The organism is Delftia deserti (assembly GCF_042653485.1).
Classification (GTDB): domain Bacteria; phylum Pseudomonadota; class Gammaproteobacteria; order Burkholderiales; family Burkholderiaceae_C; genus Comamonas; species Comamonas acidovorans.
The window spans coordinates 4,045,711-4,069,882 of sequence record NZ_JBHSIH010000001.1; the positions used below are offsets into that span (position 1 = coordinate 4,045,711).

A 24,172-nucleotide genomic window follows, 5' to 3' on the forward strand; every position below is an offset into this window, starting at 1 on the left:
GAGATCCAACCCATGAAAAACGACACCCAAGTGAGCATCCATCCGCTGGCCCAATTCGCTGCCTCGCTGCGCTGGGACGACGTTCCCGCCGCCGTGCAGCAGCGCGCCGAAGACCTCTGGGTGGACTGGTTCGGCTCCGTGCTCGCAGGCCAGGGCGCGCGTCCCGTGCAGAGCATCACGCGCTTTGCGCTGTCCCAGGGGCCGGCGCAGGGGCCTAGCGAGATCCTGGGCAGTGCCGACACCACCTCGCCCATGATGGCGGCCCTGGCCAATGCCGCGGCCTCGCATGTGGCCGAGCAGGACGATGTGCACAACGGCTCGGTCTTCCACCCCGCGGCCGTGGTCTTCCCGCCCGCGCTGGCCGTGGCGCAGAGCATCGGCGCCAGCGGCGCCGAACTCATGGCCGCCTGCGTGGCCGGCTACGAGGTCGGCATCCGTGTGGGCGAGTTCCTGGGCCGCAGCCACTACCGCATCTTCCACACCACGGCCACGGCCGGCACCCTGGCCGCCGCGGCCGCCGTGGGCCGGCTGCTGGGCCTCACGCCCGCGCAGATGCAGCATGCCTTCGGCTCGGCCGGCACGCAGTCGGCAGGGCTGTGGGAGTTCCTGCGCACGGGCGCCGACAGCAAGCAGCTGCACACGGCGCATGCGGCCGCTGCGGGCCTGATGTCGGCCTATCTGGCCCGGGACGGATTCACCGGTGCGCAGGACATCTTCACCGGGCCGCAGGGCCTGGCGGCAGGCATGTCCACGGACGCCGATCCCACGCGCCTCACGGACGGCATCGGCACGCGCTGGGCCACGGCCGAGACCTCGTTCAAATGGCATGCCTCCTGCCGCCACACGCACCCGGCCGCCGACGCGCTGCTGCAGGTCATGCAGGACCACGGCCTGGCCCCCGCCGACCTGGCGCAGGTCACCTGCCACGTGCACCAGGGCGCCATCGACGTGCTGGGCCCCGTGGTCGATCCCGGCACGGTGCACCAGAGCAAGTTCTCCATGGGCACGGTGCTGGCGCTGGCCGCACGCCACGGCCATGCGGGCCTGGACGAGTTCGACAACGAATACCTGGCCGCCACCACCGTGGCCCTGCGCGAGAAGGTGGGCATGGTGCTGGACCCCGAGGTCGATGCCGCCTACCCGCAGCGCTGGATCGGCAAGGTCACCGTGCTCACCACCGATGGCCGCACGCTGCACGGCCGTGTCGAGGAGCCCAAGGGCGATCCGGGCAACACGCTGTCGCGCGAGGAGATCACGGCCAAGGCGCTGCGCCTGATCGCCTATGGCGGTGCCCTGCAGGACGACCCCGCACAGGCCGCCGTAGCGCGGCTGTGGCAGATCGCGCACTGGCCGCGCGTGCAGCGCCTGCTTGACTGAGTTTTTGACTGAGTTTTCGCGCCGGCCCCGGCCGGCGAATCCATGGGAAAGGCGCCGCCACAGAGCGCCTCCCGCTTCCACCCAAGTGCACAGGAGACAAACCATGCAACGCACCACTTCTTTCCGCCGCCGCCTCGTTTACGCAGCGGCCGCCGCCTGCGCCCTAGCCGCCGGCGGGACGACCACCGGCGCCCTGGCCGCGGCCTGGCCCGAGAAGCCCGTCGTCCTCGTCGTGCCCTACAGCGCTGGCGGCCCCACCGATGTGGTGGCGCGCCTGCTGGCCGTGCCCATGGGACAGGTGCTGGGCCAGAGCGTGCTGGTCGAGAACACCGTGGGAGCGGGCGGCACCATTGCGCCCAACCGCGTGGCCAAGGCCAAGGCCGACGGCTACACCATCCTCATCCACCACATGGGCATGGCCACGGCGCCTGCGCTGTACAAGAAGCTGCCCTATGACCCGCTCAAGGACTTCGAGTACATCGGCCAGGTGCTGGACGTGCCCATGACCCTGCTGTCGCGCAAGGACTTCCCGGCCAACAACTTTGCCGAGCTGCTGGACTACGTGAAGAAGAACCAGGAGAAGGTCTCGCTGGCCAATGCCGGCATCGGCGCCGTCTCCCAGCTGTGCGGCATGCTGTTCATGCACCAGGCGGGCGTCAAGCTCACCACCGTGCCCTACAAGGGCGCAGGCCCGGCCATGAACGACCTCATGGGCGGCCAGGTGGACCTGCTGTGCGACCAGACCACGCAGACCGTGCCCGTGATCAAGGACGGCCAGCGCGCCAAGGTCTTCGGCGTGACCACGCCCAGGCGCCTGTCCTCGCTGCCCGACATCCCCACGCTGGACGAGCAGGGCCTCAAGGGCTTCGACGTCAAGGTCTGGCACGGCATGTACGCGCCCAAGGGCACGCCCAAGGACGTGGTCATGGCCATCAACAAGGCGCTGAACGTGGCCATCAAGGACGAGAACGTCAAAAAGCGCATCGCCGAACTCAGCTCCGACCTGGTCACGCCCGACAAGGCCACGCCGGAAGGCCTGCGCACCCACCTGCAGGCCGAGGTGGCGCGCTGGGACAAGGTCATCAAGGCCGCAGGCGTCTCGGCCGAATAAACCGCTCTCCCAAGGACATCCGCATGCACGATCTGGCGCGACAGGCCACTTCCTTTCTCTTCGTCCCCGCCACGCGGCCCGAGCGCCTGGGCAAGGCCCTGGACAGCGGCGCCGACATGGTCATCGCCGACTGGGAGGACGCCGTGGCCCCGGCCGACAAGGACGGCGCCCGCCAGGCGCTGGCCCAGGCCGTGGGTGCGCTCGAAGGCCCGGCCCGTGCCCGCCTGCTGGTGCGCATCAACGCCGAAGGCACGCCCTGGCATGCGGATGACCTGCGCGCGCTGGCGCAGCTGGTGGAGCAGGGCGTGGCCGGCGCCATGGTCTCCAAGGCCGAGCGCGCCCGGACCCTGCATGCGGTGGCCCAGGCTGCCGGTGCACGGGCAGCCGTGCTGCCCCTCATCGAAAGCGTGGCCGGCCTGGACGCGGCCGACGCCCTGGCCGCCGCCCCCCAGGTGGTGCGCCTGGCCTTCGGCCACCTGGACTTCCAGGTCGATGCGGGCATGGCCTGCGAGCAGGGCGAGGAAGAACTGCTGCCCATGCGCATGGCCCTGGTCCTGGCCTCGCGCCGCGCCGGCATCGGCGCGGCCGTGGACGGCGTGACGGTGGACACGCGCAACCCCGAGCGGCTGGCCCAGGACGCGGCACGCGCGCGGCGCATGGGCTTTGGCGGCAAGCTGTGCATCCACCCGGCCCAGGTCCAGCCCCTGCACGCCGTCTTCGACCCCGATGCAGCGGCCGTGGCCCACGCGCAGCGCCTGCGCCAGGCCCTGGCCGAGGCCGGAGGCGGCGTCTGCGTGCTGGACGGCCGCATGGTCGATGCGCCCGTGCTCAAGCAGGCCGAACAGGTGCTGCTGCGCCATGCCTGGGCGCAACAGAGACCTGCAGCACGATCTTGATGAAAATGAGACTGAAAGGCCGGTTTTCATCAAGAGTTTTCTGATTCTGGTGCAAGCAGTCCAATGATTTCCCTGATGGTGAATCCATCTGCCTCGAATACGCTTGGCCAACTCGATTGATTTCGAGACGGCGGTTTCTTGATCCGGTGTCTCCGCCCATGGTGGCACCCAGGCAAAGGAGCGTGTGATGGCAGTGATCTCGGGGACGGCATCGAACAGCGGATTCAACGGCCAATTGAAGGACCGATTTGATGACCGACTGGATGACCGATTGAATCGGCGCCAGGCGCTGGCCCTGGCGGCCGGCGCCGTGGCGGCAGGGCCCGCCAGCGTGCTGGCGCAGGCCGGCTTTGCCACGCGGCCCGTGCGCATCGTCGTGCCCTTTGCGGCGGGCGGCGCCACCGACGTGATTGCGCGCATCCTGGGCGAGCGCATGGCCCAGCAGCTGGGCCAGACCGTGGTGGTGGACAACAAGCCCGGTGCGGCCGGACTGATCGGCGGCGAGATGGTGGTCCGCTCCGCGCCCGACGGGCTCACCCTGCTGCTGGGCACCACCTCCACCATGCTCACCAACAAATACCTCTACAAGAAGACCGCCTACGACCCGCTGACCGACCTCACGCCCCTGTCGCGCGTGTGCATGGCGCCCATCGCCCTGGTGGTCACGGCCGACGTGCCCGCCACCCACCTGCGCGAATTCATGGCCTGGGCCCAGGCCAACGCGGGCAAGCTCTCGTATGGCTCCTACGGCATAGGCTCGCACGGCCACCTGGCCTGCGCCGTGCTCAGCGACATGGCCGGTGCCGGCATGGCGCATGCGGCCTACCGGGGCGAGGCGCTGATGGTGCAGGACATGCTGGGCGGACGCATCCCCATCGGCATGGGCAGCCTGCTCACGCTCAAGCCCCATATCGATGCAGGCAAGCTGCGCGCCCTGGCCGTCACCGGCACGCGCCGCGTGCCCCTGCTGCCCGAGGTGCCCACCTTTGCCGAGGCCGGCTACCGCCACGAGGCCATGGAACTGTCGGGCTGGCTGGCCATCGCCGGCCCCAGGGGCCTGCCGGCCGACCTCACGCGGCAATGGGGCGAGATCTCCAACCGCGCCGTGGCCAGCCGCGAAGGCACGGCCCGCATCATCGCGGCCGGCTTCGTGCCCGTGGATGACGACACGCCCCAGCGCTTCGGCAAGGCCTGGGCGCAGGAGGCGCCAGTCTGGGGGCGGCTGCTGCAGGCGGCGGGGGTGCAGCCCGGTTGATGGCGCACAGCGGCCCTGGCTGCCCGAGGCTGCACCCACGCCCTGTGCTGTAATCGCCCCTCCTCAGGCGGCCCCGGTGGTGCAATGCCATGACGGGACAGCCCGTGGTTTCTCAAACATTCAAGAGGGGGTATTACCGTGAGTGCATTGGTCATCAAGGCCTGGAAGGCCAGCGAGCAACCCATGGACGACAAGGGCAACCACATTGCCATCACAGGCCGCGAAGGCGGTCTGGTCGCCTGGATCCTGTCCAAGGTCAACATCGATCCCACCACCACCATCCGCGTGGGCAGCGAGCGCCTGGAGTTCAGCAGCGCCTCGCTGTCGGGCACCCAGTCGCGCCTGATCCCCCTGCAGGGCATCTGCTCCACCTACTACGGCTATCACAAGCCCTGGAAGACGGCGCTGGCCATCGGTGCCCTGTCGCTGTTCATGGGCGGGTCCATGATGGCCCAGAGCTTTTTTGCAGGCCTGGTGGTCATGCTGATCGGCTGGGGCATCGCCGCCGTCATCTACTTCCTGAACCGCACCCTGACGCTGGGCTTCATCGAGAACAGCGGCGCAGTCAACGGCATCAAGTTCAAGCGCTCGGTGATCGAGAACATCGACATCACGCAGGAGCAGGCCAGGCAGGTCTGCGAACTGATGCAGAAGCTGATCGAGGCCAAGGAAAAGCGGCTCTGACCGCTTGAGTGAAAAGGAAAGCGCGGCATGCGCTTTCCTTGTGCGCGCCGCGATCTGGGGGCAAGGCACGGCGCGCGCTATCGGGCAGGTGGGGCGCAGTCGGGCTCCACGTCCATGCCCAGCGGCAGGTAGTAGTGCTGCGCGCCTGCCCATCTTCCGCTTGCCACCTGCTCACGCCACTGCACATGCAGACCTTCGCGGGACAGGCAGTGATCCACCCGCGTCAGCCCCGGCCGATCCGGCCACCAGACAAGCAGGCGCTGCGGACCCAGCACCCGGACTCTCGCACCCTCGGCCAGTTGCAGGCCAATGAATCCCTCGGCGACGGGTGGCATGAACAACGCCGCACGTGCATCCGCTGCAACAGCCTCCGTGCCCGTTTTGCCCTGGTAGCGCAGGATGCTGCTTTCCGCCGGTTGACCTGTGGTGACGCAGCATTCGGGTGTCTGGCTGGATTCAGGCGCCAGACGAAAGTAGTGCTGCTGGCCCGTGGCTGCTATGGAGCCGCCCGATACTGCGATGGCGGCTTGTGGTTTGCGGGCGTCGAGAAGGCTGATGGGGGGAAAGGAGGCACTGGCTTGTGCTGCGGCCGTGTAGGTGAGATAGATGATGAACGAGAGGACTCGCACAGAGGCGATGCGGGCATTGGAATTAGTGGCCATTGTCGGACCAGTGTGGTGGATCGGAAGCTAGCTTCTTCACGCCGAAAGTTGCACCCAATGTATGAAGATCAACTGCTGAATTCACCTTGGTAGCTTTGTTGGACGCATCGTTGAATGTTTTGCCGACGTAGTTGGTGATCGTCATGTCAATTGCTCTACCAAGAGTGTGATTCGAGGAGAGAGCCGGTTTGTAGACGATTTCGTAGCCAGCCACCATTTGTCGAGCGGCAACGCGTGAAACACTTATGTCGGTTTCTCCTGCGCCATTTGTATGCACCCAATCTATATCAACTCCTGCCAAGGCTGGTACTGAATCAGGGGCCAGATTCTCTCGAGCAACTCGCCAAGAGTAATGCATCAGATATGCTCTTTCCGGAGGGCGTAAAGTGGCGGATATGCTAACGCGAGCACCACCGGCTTCAAGCGCAGAAATGAAGCGATCGACGTTATTTCTGAAATTTCCTGAAAGATCGTTTGTGCTTGTGCTTGTTGGAAACCGACCGACCCAAGCAGGTCCGCTTAATTCTGGCATTGGTTACTCCGCATTATCTAGTAGGTCTGATAACGATTTTTACTATGAAACGAGAATGGTGCTCATATACCTATGTAGCTTGATATCATATGCTGTTGATTATTTTATTTATTAGATCTCTCGATTTTCCTTGATGTTGAAGCTCATTTGGCTTTCCGAACCTTTGCCACCATGGCTATTTTGTTCCCAATACTGATTTTTAATTTTCGCGGCCTGAAATGTGTAGTGAACAGTTGCCATGTCATTGGCTCCAATACCATCGACATAAACGGATGTCACTAATACGTCGGATAACGTGATTTTGCCGAAGATCATTTGATCTCCACCCGCTTTGCACATGTCGATTTCAACTTGGTCAATGTGCTTGCCGGTCGAGCAGTGCTTGAGGACCGCAGGGTAGCATTTGTCAATCATGGCTACGATATTGAGATCGTGGAATGAGACTTTTCCTGCGCCTGCTCCTCCGCCGGAGGCCATCTTGTTTGATTGGGCTGCACCCCAGGTGAATGAGGTGGCATGCGTCCATCCCTTGTGCTGGGCGTCCTGTGATTCGCCTGTAGCCCCAGATACCTTCAAGAACATATCTATTGCCATCTTCTATCTTTCATGATACGAGTTTGAGCGGAGCGCGATAGTGTCGACCTCCAGAAGATTCCATTGATCGATTCTTTTGAGGTGCGATTATTTTGGATGGATGAAGATTATGACTCTGCTGAATGCATTCGTGCAATGGTTGTAGCTGGTTATTTGATTAGCATTGCAATCAATTCATCGCTGACTTTGGCCTATCTTCCTAAGCAAGGCGCCCGGAATGTAGCGCATGAATTGAATAATTTGTTTCATATATTTCATATAGAAACAATGCTTGTGAATGATGGTGTGATTGACCTGAGGTCGACGCCGCCTACCCGCAGCGCTGGATCGGCAAGGTCACCGGGCTCACCACCGATGGCCCCACGCTGCACGGCCGCGTGGAAGAGCCCAAGGGCGATCCGGGCAATACGCTGTCCGCTGTCGCGCGAGGAGATCACGGCCAGGACGTTGCGCCTGATCGCCTATGGAGGTGCCCTGCAGGACGACCCCACCGATCCACCGATGTGGTGGCGCGCCTGCTGGTGCGCATCAACGCTGGTGGCACGCCCCGGCATGCGGATGAAAACGTGTCCGCCGATAAATTATCGTTCTCGATGATCAGCCGCTGGGATTCTGGAACTGGTCGGGCAAGCCGGGTATCAGCGTTGGCATGGGGAAAGACGCCCAGTATCAAAGTAAAAACAATGAAAATAGGGCTGGAAAGATATTTCCAAAAACAGAACGGCACCGGATTGCCAAAGGCTGGTGATTTTCTGCTGTCTGTGTGAACCCTCAAGAATCCGTACATTGCCATCTCTGCCTTTCATGATGAAGCGATGACTTGAGTGCGAGAGTTCTTGGCTCAATCAACATGCACTGGCAGTTGAATTCTGGCTGTAAGCCCCGGGTCGAAGGGCAATTATTGACTGGCCAGGCATGTCTGGGAAATAGCCATCATTCCTGTTTGAGTGAATTGCCAGTCATTTGGGTATGTACAAGCCTGCCGGAATGCAGTCATACGGCAAGATTGCTCTTGGGGGAATAGTGGAATCTTTCTCGTCCTTGTCAGGGAGGTAACAATAAGTGTCTTCAAAAAATACCGCTTCAGATGAGGCGGTATTTCCTGGGGGCGTGCCGTGCGCCAGCGATAGAGGTGATCACTCAGGCCTGAGCCCCGCCACGCGCCATCAGCTTGAAGGTGCCGGTGGCCAGGGCCACCAGGGTGCCGTCCTCGGAGCGAACTTCGCCGCGCGCGAAGCTGATGGAGCGGCCGCGCCGCTCGCAGTGGGCGGTGGCGATGAGGTCGCCGCTGCCGGCCGAGACATAGTGCAGCGTGAGATCGATGGTGGCCACGCCGAAGGCCGTGGGGTCGTGCGAGCGGCAGGCCGAGGCCAGTGCGCAGTCCAGCAGCGAGGCGATGGCGCCGCCGTGCACGTCGCCGCGGCTGTTGGCCTGGTCCGGTTGAAAGCCCATGCGGACCTGGGCGTGGTCCTCGCCGATGCGTTCGCCGCTGAGCTTCATGGCGCGGGCCATGGGCATGGGCAGGCCGAAGAGGATGCCGGGCGCCTCGCCTTCGAAGGGGTTGGCCGGGTAGTCTTTGATGGGTGTATTCATGGACATGATCATCGCATTGGGCGCGGCGCTCGAGACTGGCGTGTACCGACTCCGGGGCACCGAGGAAGGGCCGTCCCGCACCGAGGGTGCCGTCCCCCTCCCGCGAAGCGAGAGAGGGCGCCGTGCACACGGGGGAAGCGGCGCAGCCGCTCAGGGGGGTGACTTTCAATCCACACGTGCACCTGTCGATTTGACGACAGTGGCCCAGCGCGTGATTTCCTTGTCGATATGCGCTTGCAGCGCCTCGGGCGTGGAGCCCACGGGCTCGTAGCCGCCGGCGGCCAGCTGGGCCTGCAGCGCGGGCTGGCGCAGGGCGGAGGCGATCTCGCGGCTCAGGCGCTGGGTGGCTTCGGCGGGCGTGCCGGCCGGCGCGATGACGGCGTACCAGCCGGTCACGTCGAAGCCTGCGATGCCCTGCTCCTGGATGGTGGCCACCTCGGGCGCCAGCGCCGAGCGCTGCGGGCTGGTGACGGCCAGCGCGTGCATGCGCCCGCTGCGGATGTGGGGCATGGAGGTGGAGATGCTGTCGAAGGTCAGGTCGATGTCGCCGGCCAGCATGGCGTTGACCACGCCCGCGCTGCCCTTGTAGGGCACATGGGTCATGCGCACGCCTGCCATGGAGCCGAAGTACTCGGCCGCAAGATGCCCCGTGTTGCCGTTGCCCGCCGAGCCGAAGGTGAGCTTGCCGGGGTTGGCCTTGGCGGCCTGGATGAGATCCTGGATGTTCTTTGCCGGCAGCTTGCTGCTGGCCGCGACCACCATGGGCAGGTTGGCCACCAGGGACACGGGCGCGAAGTCGCGGCGGGTGTCGTAGGGCAGCTTGGGATAGAGGCTGTCGTTGATGGCATGGGCGGCCAGCACCATGAGCACGGTGTAGCCATCGGGCCTGGCGCGCGCCACGTATTGCGAGGCCAGCGTGCCGCCCGCGCCGGGCTTGTACTCCAGCACCACGGGCTGGCCCAGCTGCTGCTGCAGCTGCACGGCCAGCGGGCGGCCCAGGAGGTCGGCACTGCCGCCGGGTGGATAGGGAATGACCAGCTGGATGGGCTTGGCAGGCCAGGCCTCGGCAGCATGGGCGGCCGGGGCCAGCAGGGCGCAGGTCGCCAGGGCCAGGCAGGACAGCAGGCGGCGGCGCGGGAGTGGGTGCATGGGCATGGACATGGGCATGGGGGGACTCCGTTTCATGAAGTGGACAGGGCGCCGGCCTGGTACTGCTCGCGCAGCGCGCGCTTGAGCACCTTGCCGATCTCGCTGCGCGGCAGGCTGGCGGCCAGCCGCAGCTCGGCCACGCGCTGGGTCTTGCCCACGCGGGCGTTGAGCCATTCGCGCAGCTCGGCGGCCGAGGGCGTGGCATCCGGGCGCGCCACGGCGTAGGCCACGGGGGTCTCGCCCCATGCATCGGAGGGCACGCCGATCACTGCGCATTCGGCCACCTGCGGGTGCTGCAGCAGCACGGACTCGATGTCGCTCGGGTAGACGTTGAAGCCGCCCGTGATGATCATGTCCTTCTTGCGGTCGCCCAGCACGATGAAGCCGTCCTCGTCCAGGCGGCCCACGTCGCCGCTGCGGATGAAGCGCAGGCCCTGGGCATCGAACCATTCGGCCTCCTGCGTCTTGTCGGGCAGGCGGTGGTAGCCGCTCATCATCCCGGCCGAGCGGCCCACGATCTCGCCCTGCTCGCCGGGCGGCAGTTCGCGGCCCTGCTCATCGATGAAGCGGATGTCGGCGCCCGGCCCCGGCCTCCCCACGGTGTGCAGCTTGTCGGGGAAGTCATGGCAGTGCAGCTCGCAGCGCACGCCGCCTTCGGTCATGCCGTAGTACTCGATCAGCGCGCCGGGCCAGCGGCGCAGCACCTCGGCCTTGAGCGCGGGATGGAACGGTGCGCTGGTGCAGAACTTGTGCTGCAGGCGGCTCAGGTCGGCGCCGTCGAACCCCGGGCACTGCATCAGCCGCTGGTACTGCACGGGCACGAGCATGGTGTGGGTGGCGCGGTGGCGCTCGGCCAGTTCCACGTAATGCGCCGCGTCGAACTTGCGCATCAGCACCAGGGTGCCGCCCAGGCCCAGCGTGGGCAGGGCCGCGACCAGGGTGGTGTTGGAGTACAGCGGCGTGGCGCACAGCGAGACGGCATCGGGCCCGTAGCCGTTGTGGATGGCGCGCTGCACGTGGGCCCAGCGCATGGCCCAGGACTGGACGATGCCCTTGGGCACGCCCGTGGTGCCCGAGGAGTAGATGACGTTGAAGGGCCAGTCGGGCTGGGGATGGATGGGCGTGGGTGCCGTGCCATGGTCCGCTTCGTCCGCAGCCAGCCATTGCGACCACGGCATGCCGGCTTCGACAGCGCCGTCCAGGGCCACGCATTGCAGATCCTGTCCGGCCTGCAGCGGCCATTGCGCGGCGGTGTCCGCGTCGCGCAGCACCAGCCGGGCGCCGCAGTTGTCCAGCATGGCGCTCAGGTGGCCGGCCGTGGCCGATGGGGCCAGCGGCGCCACGGCCACGCCCGCGCGCAACGCACCCAGGAAGGCCAGCACGTACTCGGGCGAGCTGCCCGCGCAGATGGCCAGCACGTCGCCGGGGCCCAGGCCCTGGCGTTGCAGGCGCAGGGCCACGCGGTCCATGCCCAGGCGCAGCGCGGCGTAGTCGAGGCTGCGGCCATCCATGGCAAGTGCGGTGTGGCGGGGGCGCTGGCTGGCCTGCAGCGCGACGAGTTCGGGCAGCGAGCCAAAGGGCTGGCGCAGCAGGGAGGCGATGTCTTCTTGCATGGGAGGGGCGAGTGGGGAGAACTATTCCAGCGACAGGCCTGCGGCCTTGACGATCTGGGCCCAGCTCTTGCGTTCCTGGGCGATGAAGGCGTCGTACTCCGCCGGTGTCTCGCCACCGGGCACGCCGCCCAGGTCGGCAAAGCGCTGGCGCACCTCGGCCGTCTGCATGGCACGCCGGGCAGATTCCTGGATGCGGCCGACCACGGCATCGGGCGTGCCGGCCGGTGCCAGCAGGCCGAACCAGGCCGTGACCTGCATGGGCACGCCGGCCTCGGTCATGGTGGGCACCTCGGGCAACTGGGCCGAGCGCGTGGCGCTGGTGATGGCCAGCGCGCGGAACTTGCCGCTCCTGATGTGCGGCATGGAGCTGGGCAGGTTGTCGATCATGTAGTCCACCTGCTGGCCCAGCAGCGCCGTGACCGCAGGCGCGGCGCCGGGAAAGGGCACGAGCGTGACCTCGATGCCGGCCTTCTGGCGGAACATCTCCGAGGACATGTGCGGCGACTGGCCCACGCCCGACGTGGACACGTTCAGGCGCCGGGTCCTGGCCAGCTCCACCAGCTCGCGCACGCTGCGCACGGGCGAATCCGCATGGACCACGAGGATGTTGGGCACCGAGATCACATTGGTGATGCCGCGCAGATCGCTTTCCTTGTAGCTGAGCTGCTTGTACAGGCTGAAATTGATGGCCACCGGGCCGATGTTGCCCATGAGCAGCGTGTAGCCATCGGGCCTGGCGCGCGCCACCTGGGCCGTGCCGATGCTGCCGCCGCCCCCGCCCTTGTTCTCCACCACCACCGAGGTGCCCAGGTCCTTGCCCATCTTCTCGGCCAGCACGCGCGCGGCAATGTCCGTGGTGCCGCCAGCGGCGGCCGGCACCACGATGGTGATGGGGCGTTCAGGCCAGGCCGCCGCCAGCGCGGCGGCAGGAGCCAGGGAGAAAAAAGGCAAAGCGGCCAGCAAGGCCAGCAGGCTGCGGCGGACGGTCATGGGCAGTCTCCAGTTCACTGCCCGCAACGATAGAAAACCCTGGGCCCCAGGGCACCAGGGTTTGACTGGAGATCCGCTTCGCCATTCGGAAACCCGCGCTTAGGCCCACTGGAACGCGTGCTAACCCCTTGCCGAAAAGGCGGCCACAAGAAAAAAGGCGCCGAAGCGCCTTTCATTGACCGTGTGGTGCACAGCGCCAAAAACTGGCGCGGCCCCAAGCGGGAGATGCCGAGCAAGAGCCGCCTCGCGGCGAGGGCATCGTCCCCCTCCCCCGCGGAGCGGGTAGAGAGGGGGAAGGCGCGTCAGCGCCTCAGGGGGTGATCAAGGATACAGTCCCCGCATCTCGCGCGCATGCAGGATGCGCTGGCAGGCCACGATGAAGGTGGCGGTGCGCAGCGTCACGCCGTGCTGCTGGGCCACCTGCCAGATGGCCGCGAAGGCGTCCTGCATGATGCGCACCAGGCGGGCGTTGATCTCGTCCTCGCTCCAGAAGAAGCTGGAGAAGTCCTGCACCCATTCGAAGTAGCTCACCGTCACGCCGCCGGCATTGGCCAGCACGTCGGGCAGCACCAGCACGCCCTTTTCGGTCAGGATGTCGTCGGCCTCGGTGGTGGTGGGGCCGTTGGCGCCCTCGATCACCATCTTGGCCTTGATCTTGCCGGCGTTGTCCTTGGTGATCTGGCCTTCCAGTGCGGCGGGGATCAGGATGTCGCAGTCCACGCTCCAGAAGTCGGCAGCGTCCATGGCCTCGGCGCCGGCAAAGCCGCCCACGCCGCCCTTGGCGGCCACGTGGGCCAGCAGGGCCGGTACATCCAGGCCATTGGCGTTGTGGATGGTGCCGGTGTGGTCCTGCACGGCCACGACCTTGGCGCCCACGTCGGCGAACAGCTTGCCTGCCGTGCCGCCCACGTTGCCGAAGCCCTGCACGGCGATGCGCGCGCCCTGGACCGACAGGCCGGTCAGCTTGGCCGCTTCCACGCCCACGGTGAACACGCCGCGGCCGGTGGCCTCGACGCGGCCCAGCGAGCCGCCCAGGTCCACGGGCTTGCCCGTGACCACGCCGGTGGCGGTGGCGCCGGTGTTCATGGAGTACGTGTCCATCATCCAGGCCATGATCTGGCCATTGGTGTTGACGTCGGGCGCGGGGATGTCCTTGGAGGGGCCGATCAGCAGGCCGATCTCGCTGGTGTAGCGGCGCGTCAGGCGCTCCAGCTCACCGCGCGACAGCGTCTTGGGATCGACACGGATGCCGCCCTTGGCGCCGCCGTAGGGCACGTTGACGGCCGCGTTCTTGACCGACATCCAGGCCGACAGGGCCATGACTTCGGACAGGGTCACATCCTGGTGGAAGCGCACGCCGCCCTTGCCGGGACCGCGGCTCAGGTTGTGCTGAACGCGGTAGCCTTCGTAGTGGGCGATAGTGCCGTTGTCCAGCTCGATCGGCACATCGACGATCAGGATGCGCTTGGGGCGCTTGAGGGTTTCGACCCAGCGGGCGAGGTGGCCCAGGTATGGCGTGACGCGATCGACCTGCTGCAGGTAGTTGCCCCAGGGGCCGAGGTGGTCGGCCTGCAGGTAGGAAGGGATGGCGTGGTTGGTAACGCCGGCCGAAGCGGGTTGCTGCATGGTGGTTCCACACAAGAGTTGTCTGAGGGTTTTGAGCTTATTCCCGGGGCTATGCGCTGTCCAACGCCTTATGAGCGAGAGCCTTATGCATTTAATGCATAACCCTGGGAGCGCCTTGTCCGGCGGACAATCGAGGCCGCTTGAGACCCACCGATGCACTCCAGGAAAGCCGCTCCATGACGAACACGCCCCGCACTCCCACAGCCTTGGCCCATGCGCTGCTCCAGGCCCGCCACAACGGCGAATTGCTGGACGCCGACGATTGGGCCGATGTGGTGCGCACGCCCGCAGATGCACAGGCCGTGCAGGCCGCCATGGCGCCCGCCCTGGGCTGGCGCGTGGCCGGCAGCCAGCAGGGACCGGGCCGCGTTCCGGGCTATTGGAAGTCTGGCGCGCCGCGCCGCGATGCCCCGCTGACCCATGCGCCGCTGCCCGAAGAAGGCGTCTGGGCCAGCCCCTCGGTCGCTGGCGGCGCGCCGCTGCACCTGCGCGGCATCGAGGCCGAGATCGCCCTGCGCCTGGGCCGCGAGGTGACGGCCGAGATGGCTGCCGCGCTGCAGCCCGGCGAGGGGCTGGAGTTGATCGACGGCATCACGGCCGCCATCGAGGTGGTGGATACGCGCTGGCGCCAGCACCTGAAGGCGCCGCCGCTGCTGCTGGCCGCCGACGGCCTGTGCCATGGCGCCCTGGTGCTGGGGCCGTGGCAGGACGCTTCGCGGCTGCTGCCACGCGAGTCGCCGCGGGACTGGTCTGCCCAGGTCTGCCGGCTGCGCGTGGGCGCGGCGCCGCTGCAGGCGTTCACCGGCACGCATCCGCTGGGCGATCCGCTGTGGCTGCTGGCCGGCTGGCTGCAGGAACTGGTGCGCCGCTATGGCAGCGTGCCCGCAGGCACGGTGGTGACCACGGGCACGTGGAATGGCCTGGCGTTTGCCCAGGCCGGTGACCTGGTGGTGGCCGAGCTGGACGGCCTCGCCGAGGCCCGCCTGCAGCTGTGAGGCTTCAGGCAGGCCATCGAGTGATCAGGTGATCTTGTAGTCCTTGAGGGCCGGATCGCCCTCGGGAAAGCGCAGGTCCAGGTTGCGCATCACCTCGCGCAGCAAGGTGGCGATCATGAGGTTGCGGTGCGTCTTGGAGTCGGCGGGCACGATGGTCCAGGGCGCCCAGGGCGTGTGCGTGGCGCCCAGCAGCTGGCCGTAGGCCTGCTGGTAGTCCTTCCACTGCGTGCGCACCTTCATGTCGTTCTCGTCGAACTTCCAGTGCTTGGCCGGGTCGTCCAGGCGCTCCTGCAGGCGCGCGCGCTGCTCGTCGGCGCCGATGTGCAGCAGGAACTTGACGACCACGGTGCCCGTCTCGCTGAGCATGCGCTCGAAGTCGTTGATGTGGGCAAAGCGCTGGCGCTGCTGCTCGGGCGTGATCCAGCCGTTGACCACGGGCACCAGCACGTCCTCGTAGTGGCTGCGGTTGAAGACCGTGATTTCGCCAGCGGCAGGCACCTGCTGGTGGATGCGCCACAGATAGTCATGGGCACGCTCGGCCTCGGTGGGGGCCTTCCAGCCCACGGCGTGCACGCCCAGCGCACTCATGCGGCCGAAGACGCCACGGATGGTGCCGTCCTTGCCCGCCGTGTCCGTGCCCTGCAGCACGACGAGCAGCTTGTAGCGGCGGTCGGCGTACAGCAGGTTCTGCAGCGCATCCAGTTCCTCGGCCAGGGCCTCGACGGCGACCTTGTCCTCGGCCTTGCCGTTGCCATTGGAAAAGGGCTTGGCGCCAGGGTCGAAGTCGGCCAGGGCAATGGGCCTGTCCTTGTCCTTGTCGGACCTGGCCGAGCGCGGCTGCCATTGCTCCCAGAGCTTTTGCACGGCCGCATCGCGGCTGGAGAAAGGGTTGAAGGCGTCCATGGCTTGAGCGGTGGGTGAGCGGGGAAGGTCAGGGCTGGGCGCGAATGGATTGCACCTGCAGTTGCGGCGGCGCCATCGAAGGCGCGGCGCCAGCGGCGGGCCTGGGGCCGGGCTGGCCCCGGACCTCCACGTTCTGCCGCTGCCACTGCGCAACCTGCTCGGCGCTCAGGCCCTTGAGCTGCCAGGTCTCGCCGGAGGCGGTCTGCAGCACGGGCTGCTCATGGGGCGCATTGCCACGCAGAACCAGGCGGCCTTGCAGGGTCAGGGGCTGGCCCGGTTCGGACGCCGCGCCCGAGGCTGGCGCAGCCGCGCTGGCGGCGGGCGAAGCCGGCGCCGAGCAGGCGCTCAGCAGGGCCAGGCCGCTGGCCAGCAGCAGCGGCAGACTGCGGCGCAGGCCGCGGGCGGAGGCAGTCGGGTGTGCGTGGTTCATGGCGTTCAGCGTACGACGGCTGTCAGCGTGCTGCCTGCCGGAACACGCAGCTGTTCCTGGTAGGTGCCTTGCGCATCAGGCTGACGCAGGAAGGGGAAATGGCCGCGCGCATTGAGGTTCACCGGCACCGTGGTGGGCAGGACCCGGGAAGACGCCAGGCTGCTGCCGTTGATCGCCGCCAGGGTGAAGCCCTGCTCCGTGCGCGCGGGCCAGCCATAGCCGCTGGGCACATCGCCGGGCAGCAGTGCGATGTTGGCGCCCCAGCGCTGGATGGCGACCGGCAGCGTGGGACCGCCGGCTTGCTGTATGGCATTGCCCAGCACCTGCAGCGAGTCGGTGGACGTGGTGTTGCTCAGCAGCTGCTTGTAGAAGCCCACGCCGTACTGGCGCACCAGGTAGGCGCCCAGGCTGCCGTTGACGTCGTAGCCGAAGCAGGGCGCGACGGTGTCGGCGCTCCAGGCGGCGGGATCGCAGTTGAAACCCGAGCGGGACAGCCAGGAGGGGACGCGTCCGCTGGCGATGGAGTTGAAGCCCGGTGTGACGCGCTGGGCCACGATGTCTTCGCCCATCATGGCGCTCATTTCCTCCAGGAAGGTGTCGAACGCGTAGTCGGTTCCCGGCTTGGGCAGCTGGACGCTGCGGCGGTAGAAGTTCGTCATGTGGACGAACTCATGGGACAGCGTGCTGATCTGGTTGGTCATGCCGGCGGCAGGGTCCAGGTACAGCGTCTCCGTGTCCATGTAGAAGGACAGCGATTGGTTGCTGTACTTGACATCTGGATCTGCAGGGTCTGCCTTGAAGTTGTTCAGCGACCAGAAATAGCCCAGCAGCCCGTACGGGGTGCGGTCCGGCACGAAATTCACGAACACGATGTCCAGGGGCTGGTCGGGGTCGATGAGGTCGCTGTAGGAGTGCGTTCCCCAGGGCTCGCCAGACAGCCCCGTGATCAGGGGATAGACCGCGTCGGAGCCGCTGGTGAATCGCTGGACCAGCGTGTCGAGCATGGCATCGCTGACCTTGGCCGCGTCGTACTCGCTGTTTTCCAGCCAGACGTTGATGGTGCGGGTGCCGGTGGGCGTGGGCACGCTGGCCTGGCGCCTGAGCGTGGCCTGGCGGGTTTCGATTTTCGAGCTGCCGGTTTCCACGAACCAGCTGCGCTGGCTGCCCACGGGCAGGATGGCCGCTGCCTGCTGCTTGATGGATGGCCGCGCCTGCGTGTCCGCTGCCGTCAGGCGGGGCTTGAAGTTGCGGATGCGCTCGGGAATCTGGTTGCCCGTTGCGGATGCGGCGCTGAGGCTTTTCTGTGCCGTGGCGGTGGTCGCCGCGGGCGGTGTCAGCGTCAGTGCGGGCATGGGCACGCTGGCGTCGCCGTTGTTGGTGTAGATCAGCGTGACCTGCTTGCTCCCCAGATTGGTCAGGCCCACGGGGATCTGCTGCTCGGCCTGCGTGGTGTTGGTGTAGCTCCAGACCCCCACGCCCTGGCCCGAGTAGGTGGTGGCATCGGCGGCGCCGCAGGCCGAGCCCGAGCAGGCGGCCGTCAACTGGGTAGACGGGCCGGACGGGCCGCCGCCTCCTCCTCCGCCGCAACCGGCCAGAACGGCGCCCAGAGCCAGTGCGATGGCGGTCTTGCTGTACTGATGATCAAAGAACATGTTTTCCCTTCCTCTTGTGTACCTGATGCTGGAGATGTGGATTCTTGATCCGATATGGCGTGAGATGCTACCCGATGCGATCCGCGGCGCTGTCTGGCAGCGGATGCACCGGCATCTGCAGCTGCTCCACGAACCGTCGCGCCGCCAGCCCCAGCGGACGCTCCTTGGACCAAACCCAATCGACGAACAGCTGGGTGCCGTTGCTGATGTTGCACAGCGGAATGCGCAGCAGCGCGCCCGTTTGCAGCAGCGGCTCGGCGACGCTGAAGGGCAGCCACCCCCAGCCCAGGCCTGCCGAGATCAGCGACAGGGCCGCCAGATGGCTGTCGGTGCGCCACAGCTGGTGCGAGAACACGAAGCGCGGATCGGTATGGGCCAGGTCGCGGCTGGCCAGCAGGATCTGGCGCGCGCCGGCCAGCTGGCCCACATCCAGGCGCTGCTGCCCGTCCACGCCCAGTTGCCGGGCCAGCGGGTGCCTGGCCGCCATCACGGCGACCATGGTTTCCTGGCCCATCTCCTGGAAATCCTCGCGTCCGTCGATGGCCGGGCGCTCGAAGACCAGGGCCAGATGTGCGCGGCCCGAGTGCAGTTCCTTGAGCGCATCGACCTGGGCGGCCACCAGCACTTCCACCTCCAGCCCCGGGAATTCCTCGACCAGCGGCTGCAGCGGCGCGGCCCAGGCCGTGGACAGCAGCTCGGGCGCGATCACCAGGGTCAGCCGCTCCTCCAGCCCCTGGTGCAGGGCCAGCGCCTGGTGGTTGAGCTGCTGCAGCTGGGCGGCCAGCAGCCGGGCCTGGGGCTCGAGGGCGCGCGCCGCCGCCGTGGGCCGGGGCTCGCGGCCGCTGCGGTCGAACAGCTGCAGGTCCAGCTCGGCCTCCAGCTGGGCGATGGCCATGCTCACGGCCGAGGGCACGCGCCCCAGCCGGCGTGCGGCGGCAGAAAACGAGCCGTGGTCCAGCACGGCAAGGAACAGCGGCACCTGGTCGGCGGGGAAGGACATGGTGGGAATCTGTCAGTTTTATTGAAAGAATCTGACTTTAACGTTCAATTGCGGACAAATAAACTGCGCCCCCTATGACCTTGCAGACACACAAAAAGGGCCTCCAGGGGCCCAAGCGCAAAGTGGTCTTCGTGACCCTGTATGAACTGATCGCCATCGCGGCCTCCAGCCTGCTGTTCATGGCCATCGGCCAGAGCGCCGGGCATTCGGGCGGCATGGCGATTGCCGCCTCCACGCTGGCCATCGTCTGGAACCTGACCTTCAACCACCTGTTCGAGCAGTGGGAGGCGCGCCAGAGCGTCAAGGGCCGCTCGGTGATGCGCCGCGTGGTGCACGCCCTGGGCTTCGAGGGCGGTCTGGCCATGGTGCTGATCCCGCTGATGGCCTGGTGGTTCGGCGTCACGCTGTGGGAGGCCACGGTGATGGAGGCCGGCCTGCTGGTCTTCTTCCTGGTCTACACCTATGTCTTCAACTGGTGCTTCGACCATGTGTTCGGCCTGCCCGCCTCGGCCTCGGCGCCCGCTGCGGTGGCACCGCGTGCTCAGGGCGAGCCGGCCTGCAGCAACTGACCGGCCACGGCGGCGGCGGCCGTGCGGGTCTCCACGCCGAGTTTCTCGAAGATGTGCTCCAGGTGCTTGTTCACCGTGCGCGGGCTCATGCCCAGGATGTCGGCGATGTCGCGGTTGGTCTTGCCCTTGCTCAGCCATGACAGCACCTCGGTCTCGCGCGGGGTGAGCGCCACCTGCTGCAGCCGGCGCGCGGCAGGCGTCTGCGGCGCCTCGTGGCTGAGCAGCACCATCGACTCCCCCAGGCCGCTGGCGCCCATGTGGCGCGCCAGCAGCTGGCGGCCATCGGCCAGGGCCAGCGCCAGATCCTGGGGAGCGGACCGGCCCTCCTGATCCGCCTGGCCGGACGGATCCGGCTGGCGGGCGCCGGCCAGCCAGTCCCCGGCCGCCTCCAGCGGGAAGGGCTGGTCCGCAAAGGCCTCCTCCAGCCAGCGCGATGCCTGGGGCGAGCGCCAGGCCACGCGGCCCTGGCCGTCGAGCACCACCACGCCCAGCCCCGCCACGTCCACGGCCTCCTGCGCCTGGCGCGTGGCGCGGGCATTGCGCACATGGGTGGCCAGGCGCACCAGCACCTCAGGGATGCGCAGCGGCTTGACCACGTAGTCCACGCCACCGCTGGCAAAGCCGCGGATGATCTGGTCCGTGTCCGACAGGCCGGTCATGAACACCACGGGCACATGGGCCCAGGCCGGCGTGGCCTTGAGCGTGCGGCACAGCGTGAAGCCGTCCATGCCGGGCATGACGGCGTCCAGCAGCACGCCGTCGGGCACGGTGAGGGCGAAGCGCTGCAGGGCCTCGTCGGCGTCGCGGGCGGCGAGCACCACGTAGCCTTCGGCGGCCAGCGCGTCGCACAGCATGCGCAGGCTGTCCAGCGCGTCGTCCACCACAAGGATGACGTGGGCGTTGTGAGGGGGGTGGCTGGGGTGGCTGCTGCTGTCGGCGGTCGTCATCTGTGGCCTTTGCGGGTTCTCATTCATCGGTCTCCTCTCTTTCTTCGTCTTCTTCATCCTCTGGCTCGGGCCGCGGCAGCATGCGCGCCAGCGCATCGAAGTCGAAGCGGTTCGCGCAGGCCTGCAGCGCATCGAGCAGCGCGGCATGCGCGGGCGCCTGCTGGCGAGCCTGGCGCAGGCGCTCGCGCAGGGCCGTGGCCTGGCCCGAGCGCGCCAGCCGGGCCAGGTCTTCACGCAGATCGGGCGGGAAGGGGGCGGCTGCCGGCGCCTCCTCTGCCTTGGCCTCTGCCTGCTCTGCACACGGCGCCGGCAGCAGCAGCGGGCGGTTGTCATGCACCCATTCCAGCCGCAGCACGCGCTCGAGCACCTGCAGCAGCTCGGACTCGGTCACGGGCTTGGCGACAAAGCCCTGGCAGCGCGCATCGGCCAGGCGCGGCGGGTCGTTGTCGAACAGGTTGGCCGAGACGAAGACCACGGGCAGCTGCTGCGCATCCCGGCGCGCGCGCAGCAGGGCGGCGGTCTGCCAGCCGTCCAGGTCGTCCATGCTGATGTCCAGCAGTACCAGGTCGGGCGGGCTTTGCTCCACGATCTCCAGGCACTCGCGGCCGCTGGCGGCCTCGCGGATCTCGAAGCCCAGCGGCAGCAGCAGGCCGGCCAGCAGCTGGCGCTGCAGCGGCTGGTCGTCCACCACCAGCAGGGTGCGCCGGGGCGGCAGATAGCCGATGACGGTGTGCAGCGTGGCGGCGGCGCCCGGAGGGACCCAGGACGCGTCGGGCGCCATCTCGGGCAGGTACAGGCGCACGGTGAAGCAGCTGCCCTCGCCGGGCGTGCTGCTCAGGGTGAGCTGCCCGCCCATCAGCTCGGTCAGCAGATGGGTGATGGTCAGCCCCAGGCCCGTGCCCGCCTCGCTGACGCGCCGCCCCGCGCTGCCGCGCTCGAAGGGCACGAAGATGCGCTCCATGTCCTGCGGCTCGATCCCGATGCCGGTATCGATGACCTCGATGCGCGAGACATGGGGCCGGAAATCCATGCGCAGCCGCACCTCGCCGCGCTGGGTGAAGCGCACGGCGTTGGACAGCAGGTTGATCAGGATCTGGCGCAGCCGCTTGGCATCGGCCCGCACCCAGCGCGGCATGGTGCCCAGCGTCTCGACCGAGAACTGCAGCCCCCTGGCCTGGGCCTGGGGCCGCATCATGGCCTCGATGCCGTCGATCAGCGCGGGCAGGGGCAGGGGGGCGAGGTCCAGGCGCAGGCGGCCGGCCTCGATGCTGGCCAGCTCCAGCGATTCGTCGATCAGCGCGCGCAGGTGCTGGCCGCTGTGCTGCATGGTGGACAGGGTCTCGCGCACCCAGCCATCGACCTGCGGGCTCTTGAGCAGGATCTGCGTATAGCCCAGCAGGCTGTTGAGCGGCGAGCGCAGCTCGTGCGTCATGCCGGCCACGTAGCGGGTCTTGGCCTGGCTGGCCTGCTCGGCATGGTCCTTGGCGGCCTGCAGCTCGGCATCGGTGCGCTTGTGGGCGGCGATCTCCTGCAGCAGCAGCTGGTTCTGGCGCTCGGACTCGTCCTGCGCCATGCGCCGGCTGCCCGTGCTCAGCACCACCCACCAGGCGGCCACGGCGCACAGCAGGGCCAGCAGCGCGAAGACCTTGAGGAAGGGGATGCGCAGCGCGCCGCCATCGACGCTGCCTGCCTGCAGGCTTTCCTGCATGTAGACCACGCCCACCATGAAGGCCGTCACCGCGCACAGCGACAGCATCACCACCAGGTACTGGCCCGCGCGGAAGTTCACCTTGGTCGCCCAGCGCGGCGGCAGCAGGGCCGAGGCCAGCGCATGCAACTGCTCGCCCGCGCGCGAGCCGGTCTTGCAGCGGTCATGGCAGCGCGACTCCAGCGAGCAGCACAGCGAGCAGATGGGCGCGCCGTAGGCGGGGCAGTGCGCCATGTCCTCGGACTCGAAATGCTTCTGGCAGACGGCGCAGCGCACGGTCTCGCCGGGCTTCCACAGGTTGCCTGCGGGCCGCGCCAGGTAGTAGCGCCCGCCCGTCAGCCAGGCCAGCAGCGGCGACAGCAGCATGGACAGCGCCAGCGCGATGAAGGGCGAGAACGCGGCCGCCGTCTCGCCCAGCAGGCCCGCATAGGCGCAGCAGGCCACGGCGGCGGCCAGCAGCATGGCGCCCGGGCCCACGGGATTGAAGTCGTACAGATGGGCGCGGCGGAACTCGATGCCCGGCGGGCTCAGTCCCAGCGGCTTGTTGATGACCAGGTCGGCCACCAGCGCGCCCACCCAGGCGATGGCCACGTTGCTGTAGATGGTCAGCACCTTCTCCAGCGCGCCGAACACGCCCAGCGTCATCAGCAAGGTGGCGATGACCACGTTGAACACCATCCAGACCACGCGCCCCGGATGGCTGCGCGTGATGCGCGCGAAGAAGTTGGACCAGGCAAGCGACCCCGCGTAGGCATTGGTCACGTTGATCTTGACCTGCGAGATGACCACGAAGACCACGGTCACCGCCACGGCCAGCCCCGGCAGGCCCAGGGCCTGCAGCACCTGCTGGAAGCCCACCAGGAACATCTGCGTTGGCTCGGCCGCGCGCGAGGCGTCCACCCCTTCCAGCTGCATGGCCGCGAAGGCGAGAAACGCGCCGCCCGCCATCTTGAGCATGCCCATCACGGCCCAGCCCGGACCGGCCACCAGCACCGCGCCCCACCAGCGCAGGCGGTTGGCCCGGGTGCGCGGCGGCAGAAAGCGCAGGAAGTCCACCTGCTCGCCGATCTGCACCACCAGCGCGAATATCACGGCCGCCGCCGCGCCGAACATCAGCGGATCGAACTGGCTGCTGCCCGAGCGCAGGCCGGTGAGGCTGGCGAAGTCGCGGTACAGCCGGGGCTGGGACAGCGCCATCCACACGAAGGGCAGCACCAGCAGGAACAGCCACAGCGGCTGCGTCCAGGCCTGCAGGCGCGAGATCAGCGTGATGCCGCGCATGGCCAGCGGCAGCACCACCAGGGCCGACAGCGCATAGCACCACTGCAGCGGCCAGTCCACCACCAGCTGCAGGGCCAGCGCCATGATGGCCGCCTCCAGCGCGAAGAAGATGAAGGTGAAGACGGCGTAGATCAGCGAGGTGATGGTCGAGCCCAGGTAGCCGAAGCCCGCGCCCCGCGTCAGCAGGTCCATGTCCAGCCCGTAGCGCGCGGCGCAGACGGCGATGGGCAGCCCCGTCAGGAAGATCACCAGCCCCACGGTGACGATGGCCCACATGGCGTTGGCGAAGCCGTAGTTCAGCGCAATGGCGCCGCCGATGGCCTCCAGCGCCAGGAAGGACAGCGAGCCGAAGGCCGTGTTGGCCACGCGGAACTCGCTCCAGCGCCGGAAGCTGCGCGGCGTGTAGCGCAGCGCGTAGTCCTCCATGGTCTCGTCGGCCACCCAGGCGTTGTATTCGCGCCGGAACCGGAAGATGGTCTGCGGCGCGGGCGAGGTGCTGGCGGGGCTGTCGGGCGGGGGTGCGGAGTGCATTCCCAGGTCTAGCAAGAAACGTGCGGGGCCAATGCTGGCGCGGCTTTCAAGAGGGGTGCGTGGGGTGCGTACGC

Annotated in this window: 22 protein-coding genes and 1 pseudogene; 9 read left to right on the forward strand and 14 right to left on the reverse strand. The window is 67.4% G+C overall.

Annotated features, from left to right (window positions below):
* Positions 1-12 precede the first annotated feature (12 nt).
* The 5 genes from ACFPFG_RS19390 to ACFPFG_RS19410 all read left to right on the forward strand — a co-directional run bounded on the left by ACFPFG_RS19390 (position 13) and on the right by ACFPFG_RS19410 (position 5,323).
* Entirely contained in the window at positions 13-1,377 is a 1,365-nt protein-coding gene (locus tag ACFPFG_RS19390; protein WP_012202139.1) for an MmgE/PrpD family protein, read from the forward strand.
* 103 nt (positions 1,378-1,480) lie between these two features.
* On the forward strand, positions 1,481-2,488 hold the full coding sequence (locus ACFPFG_RS19395; RefSeq protein ID WP_312373567.1) for a tripartite tricarboxylate transporter substrate-binding protein: 1,008 nt from the start codon (positions 1,481-1,483) through the stop codon (positions 2,486-2,488).
* 23 nt (positions 2,489-2,511) lie between these two features.
* Complete coding sequence (locus ACFPFG_RS19400) at positions 2,512-3,384, forward strand: HpcH/HpaI aldolase/citrate lyase family protein (RefSeq protein WP_380107865.1); 873 nt, start codon at positions 2,512-2,514, stop codon at positions 3,382-3,384.
* Between the two features lie 187 nt (positions 3,385-3,571).
* Positions 3,572-4,639: a Bug family tripartite tricarboxylate transporter substrate binding protein gene (locus tag ACFPFG_RS19405; RefSeq protein ID WP_197954377.1), complete on the forward strand. Its 1,068-nt coding sequence runs from the start codon at positions 3,572-3,574 to the stop codon at positions 4,637-4,639.
* Positions 4,640-4,777: 138 nt separating this feature from the next.
* Complete coding sequence (locus ACFPFG_RS19410) at positions 4,778-5,323, forward strand: hypothetical protein (protein ID WP_380107868.1); 546 nt, start codon at positions 4,778-4,780, stop codon at positions 5,321-5,323.
* 77 nt (positions 5,324-5,400) lie between these two features.
* On the opposite strand, the gene ACFPFG_RS19415 is transcribed toward ACFPFG_RS19410, so the two are convergent.
* The 3 genes from ACFPFG_RS19415 to ACFPFG_RS19425 form a co-directional block, all read right to left on the reverse strand.
* Positions 5,401-5,985, reverse strand: a complete 585-nt coding sequence (locus ACFPFG_RS19415) for a hypothetical protein (protein WP_380107871.1) — start codon at positions 5,983-5,985, stop codon at positions 5,401-5,403.
* Positions 5,975-6,517 carry a hypothetical protein gene (locus tag ACFPFG_RS19420; RefSeq protein WP_312373575.1) on the reverse strand — a complete coding sequence of 181 codons (543 nt, stop codon included), beginning with the start codon at positions 6,515-6,517 and terminating at the stop codon, positions 5,975-5,977. The genes ACFPFG_RS19415 and ACFPFG_RS19420 overlap by 11 nt, the downstream gene beginning before the upstream one ends.
* A gap of 111 nt (positions 6,518-6,628) precedes the next feature.
* The gene (locus ACFPFG_RS19425; RefSeq protein ID WP_183021195.1) at positions 6,629-7,111 is read right to left on the reverse strand and encodes an Hcp family type VI secretion system effector; all 483 of its coding nucleotides are present in this window, start codon (positions 7,109-7,111) and stop codon (positions 6,629-6,631) included.
* Positions 7,112-7,404: 293 nt separating this feature from the next.
* Here ACFPFG_RS19425 and ACFPFG_RS19430 point away from each other — a divergent pair.
* Positions 7,405-7,708, forward strand: a pseudogene (locus tag ACFPFG_RS19430) (hypothetical protein); the annotation flags it as partial.
* The gene (locus ACFPFG_RS19435) at positions 7,615-7,878 is read left to right on the forward strand and encodes a hypothetical protein (RefSeq protein ID WP_380107874.1); all 264 of its coding nucleotides are present in this window, start codon (positions 7,615-7,617) and stop codon (positions 7,876-7,878) included. The pseudogene ACFPFG_RS19430 and the gene ACFPFG_RS19435, both read left to right, overlap by 94 nt.
* A gap of 373 nt (positions 7,879-8,251) precedes the next feature.
* Here ACFPFG_RS19435 and ACFPFG_RS19440 read toward each other — a convergent pair whose 3' ends face one another.
* The 5 genes from ACFPFG_RS19440 to ACFPFG_RS19460 form a co-directional block, all read right to left on the reverse strand.
* On the reverse strand, positions 8,252-8,704 hold the full coding sequence (locus ACFPFG_RS19440) for a PaaI family thioesterase (protein ID WP_380107876.1): 453 nt from the start codon (positions 8,702-8,704) through the stop codon (positions 8,252-8,254).
* Positions 8,705-8,869: 165 nt separating this feature from the next.
* On the reverse strand, positions 8,870-9,859 hold the full coding sequence (locus ACFPFG_RS19445; protein WP_312373583.1) for a tripartite tricarboxylate transporter substrate binding protein: 990 nt from the start codon (positions 9,857-9,859) through the stop codon (positions 8,870-8,872).
* 26 nt (positions 9,860-9,885) lie between these two features.
* Positions 9,886-11,466, reverse strand: a complete 1,581-nt coding sequence (locus tag ACFPFG_RS19450; protein WP_380107878.1) for a class I adenylate-forming enzyme family protein — start codon at positions 11,464-11,466, stop codon at positions 9,886-9,888.
* Between the two features lie 21 nt (positions 11,467-11,487).
* Positions 11,488-12,456, reverse strand: a complete 969-nt coding sequence (locus ACFPFG_RS19455; RefSeq protein ID WP_141832882.1) for a Bug family tripartite tricarboxylate transporter substrate binding protein — start codon at positions 12,454-12,456, stop codon at positions 11,488-11,490.
* Between the two features lie 321 nt (positions 12,457-12,777).
* The gene (locus tag ACFPFG_RS19460; protein WP_183021199.1) at positions 12,778-14,082 is read right to left on the reverse strand and encodes a Glu/Leu/Phe/Val family dehydrogenase; all 1,305 of its coding nucleotides are present in this window, start codon (positions 14,080-14,082) and stop codon (positions 12,778-12,780) included.
* Between the two features lie 176 nt (positions 14,083-14,258).
* On the opposite strand from ACFPFG_RS19460, the gene ACFPFG_RS19465 reads away from it, so the two are divergent.
* Entirely contained in the window at positions 14,259-15,077 is an 819-nt protein-coding gene (locus ACFPFG_RS19465; RefSeq protein ID WP_183021200.1) for a fumarylacetoacetate hydrolase family protein, read from the forward strand.
* Positions 15,078-15,101: 24 nt separating this feature from the next.
* Here the strand turns inward: ACFPFG_RS19465 and ACFPFG_RS19470 are convergent, their stop codons facing one another.
* From ACFPFG_RS19470 to ACFPFG_RS19485, 4 genes are all read right to left on the reverse strand, one after another.
* Positions 15,102-15,980 (reverse strand): PPK2 family polyphosphate kinase, encoded by an 879-nt coding sequence (locus ACFPFG_RS19470; protein WP_183021201.1) that lies wholly within the window; start codon positions 15,978-15,980, stop codon positions 15,102-15,104.
* A gap of 28 nt (positions 15,981-16,008) precedes the next feature.
* Positions 16,009-16,410: a hypothetical protein gene (locus tag ACFPFG_RS19475; RefSeq protein ID WP_183021202.1), complete on the reverse strand. Its 402-nt coding sequence runs from the start codon at positions 16,408-16,410 to the stop codon at positions 16,009-16,011.
* Between the two features lie 5 nt (positions 16,411-16,415).
* The gene (locus ACFPFG_RS19480; RefSeq protein WP_183021203.1) at positions 16,416-18,062 is read right to left on the reverse strand and encodes a M30 family zinc metallopeptidase; all 1,647 of its coding nucleotides are present in this window, start codon (positions 18,060-18,062) and stop codon (positions 16,416-16,418) included.
* Between the two features lie 67 nt (positions 18,063-18,129).
* Positions 18,130-19,062 (reverse strand): LysR family transcriptional regulator, encoded by a 933-nt coding sequence (locus ACFPFG_RS19485; protein ID WP_183021204.1) that lies wholly within the window; start codon positions 19,060-19,062, stop codon positions 18,130-18,132.
* Between the two features lie 74 nt (positions 19,063-19,136).
* Between ACFPFG_RS19485 and ACFPFG_RS19490 the strand changes: the two genes are divergently transcribed.
* On the forward strand, positions 19,137-19,631 hold the full coding sequence (locus ACFPFG_RS19490; RefSeq protein ID WP_180318523.1) for a PACE efflux transporter: 495 nt from the start codon (positions 19,137-19,139) through the stop codon (positions 19,629-19,631).
* Here ACFPFG_RS19490 and ACFPFG_RS19495 read toward each other — a convergent pair.
* Complete coding sequence (locus ACFPFG_RS19495; RefSeq protein ID WP_380107883.1) at positions 19,604-20,578, reverse strand: response regulator; 975 nt, start codon at positions 20,576-20,578, stop codon at positions 19,604-19,606. The two genes, ACFPFG_RS19490 and ACFPFG_RS19495, sit on opposite strands and share 28 nt — an antisense overlap.
* 19 nt (positions 20,579-20,597) lie before the next feature.
* Entirely contained in the window at positions 20,598-24,098 is a 3,501-nt protein-coding gene (locus ACFPFG_RS19500) for a hybrid sensor histidine kinase/response regulator (protein ID WP_197954421.1), read from the reverse strand.
* Positions 24,099-24,172 lie beyond the last annotated feature (74 nt).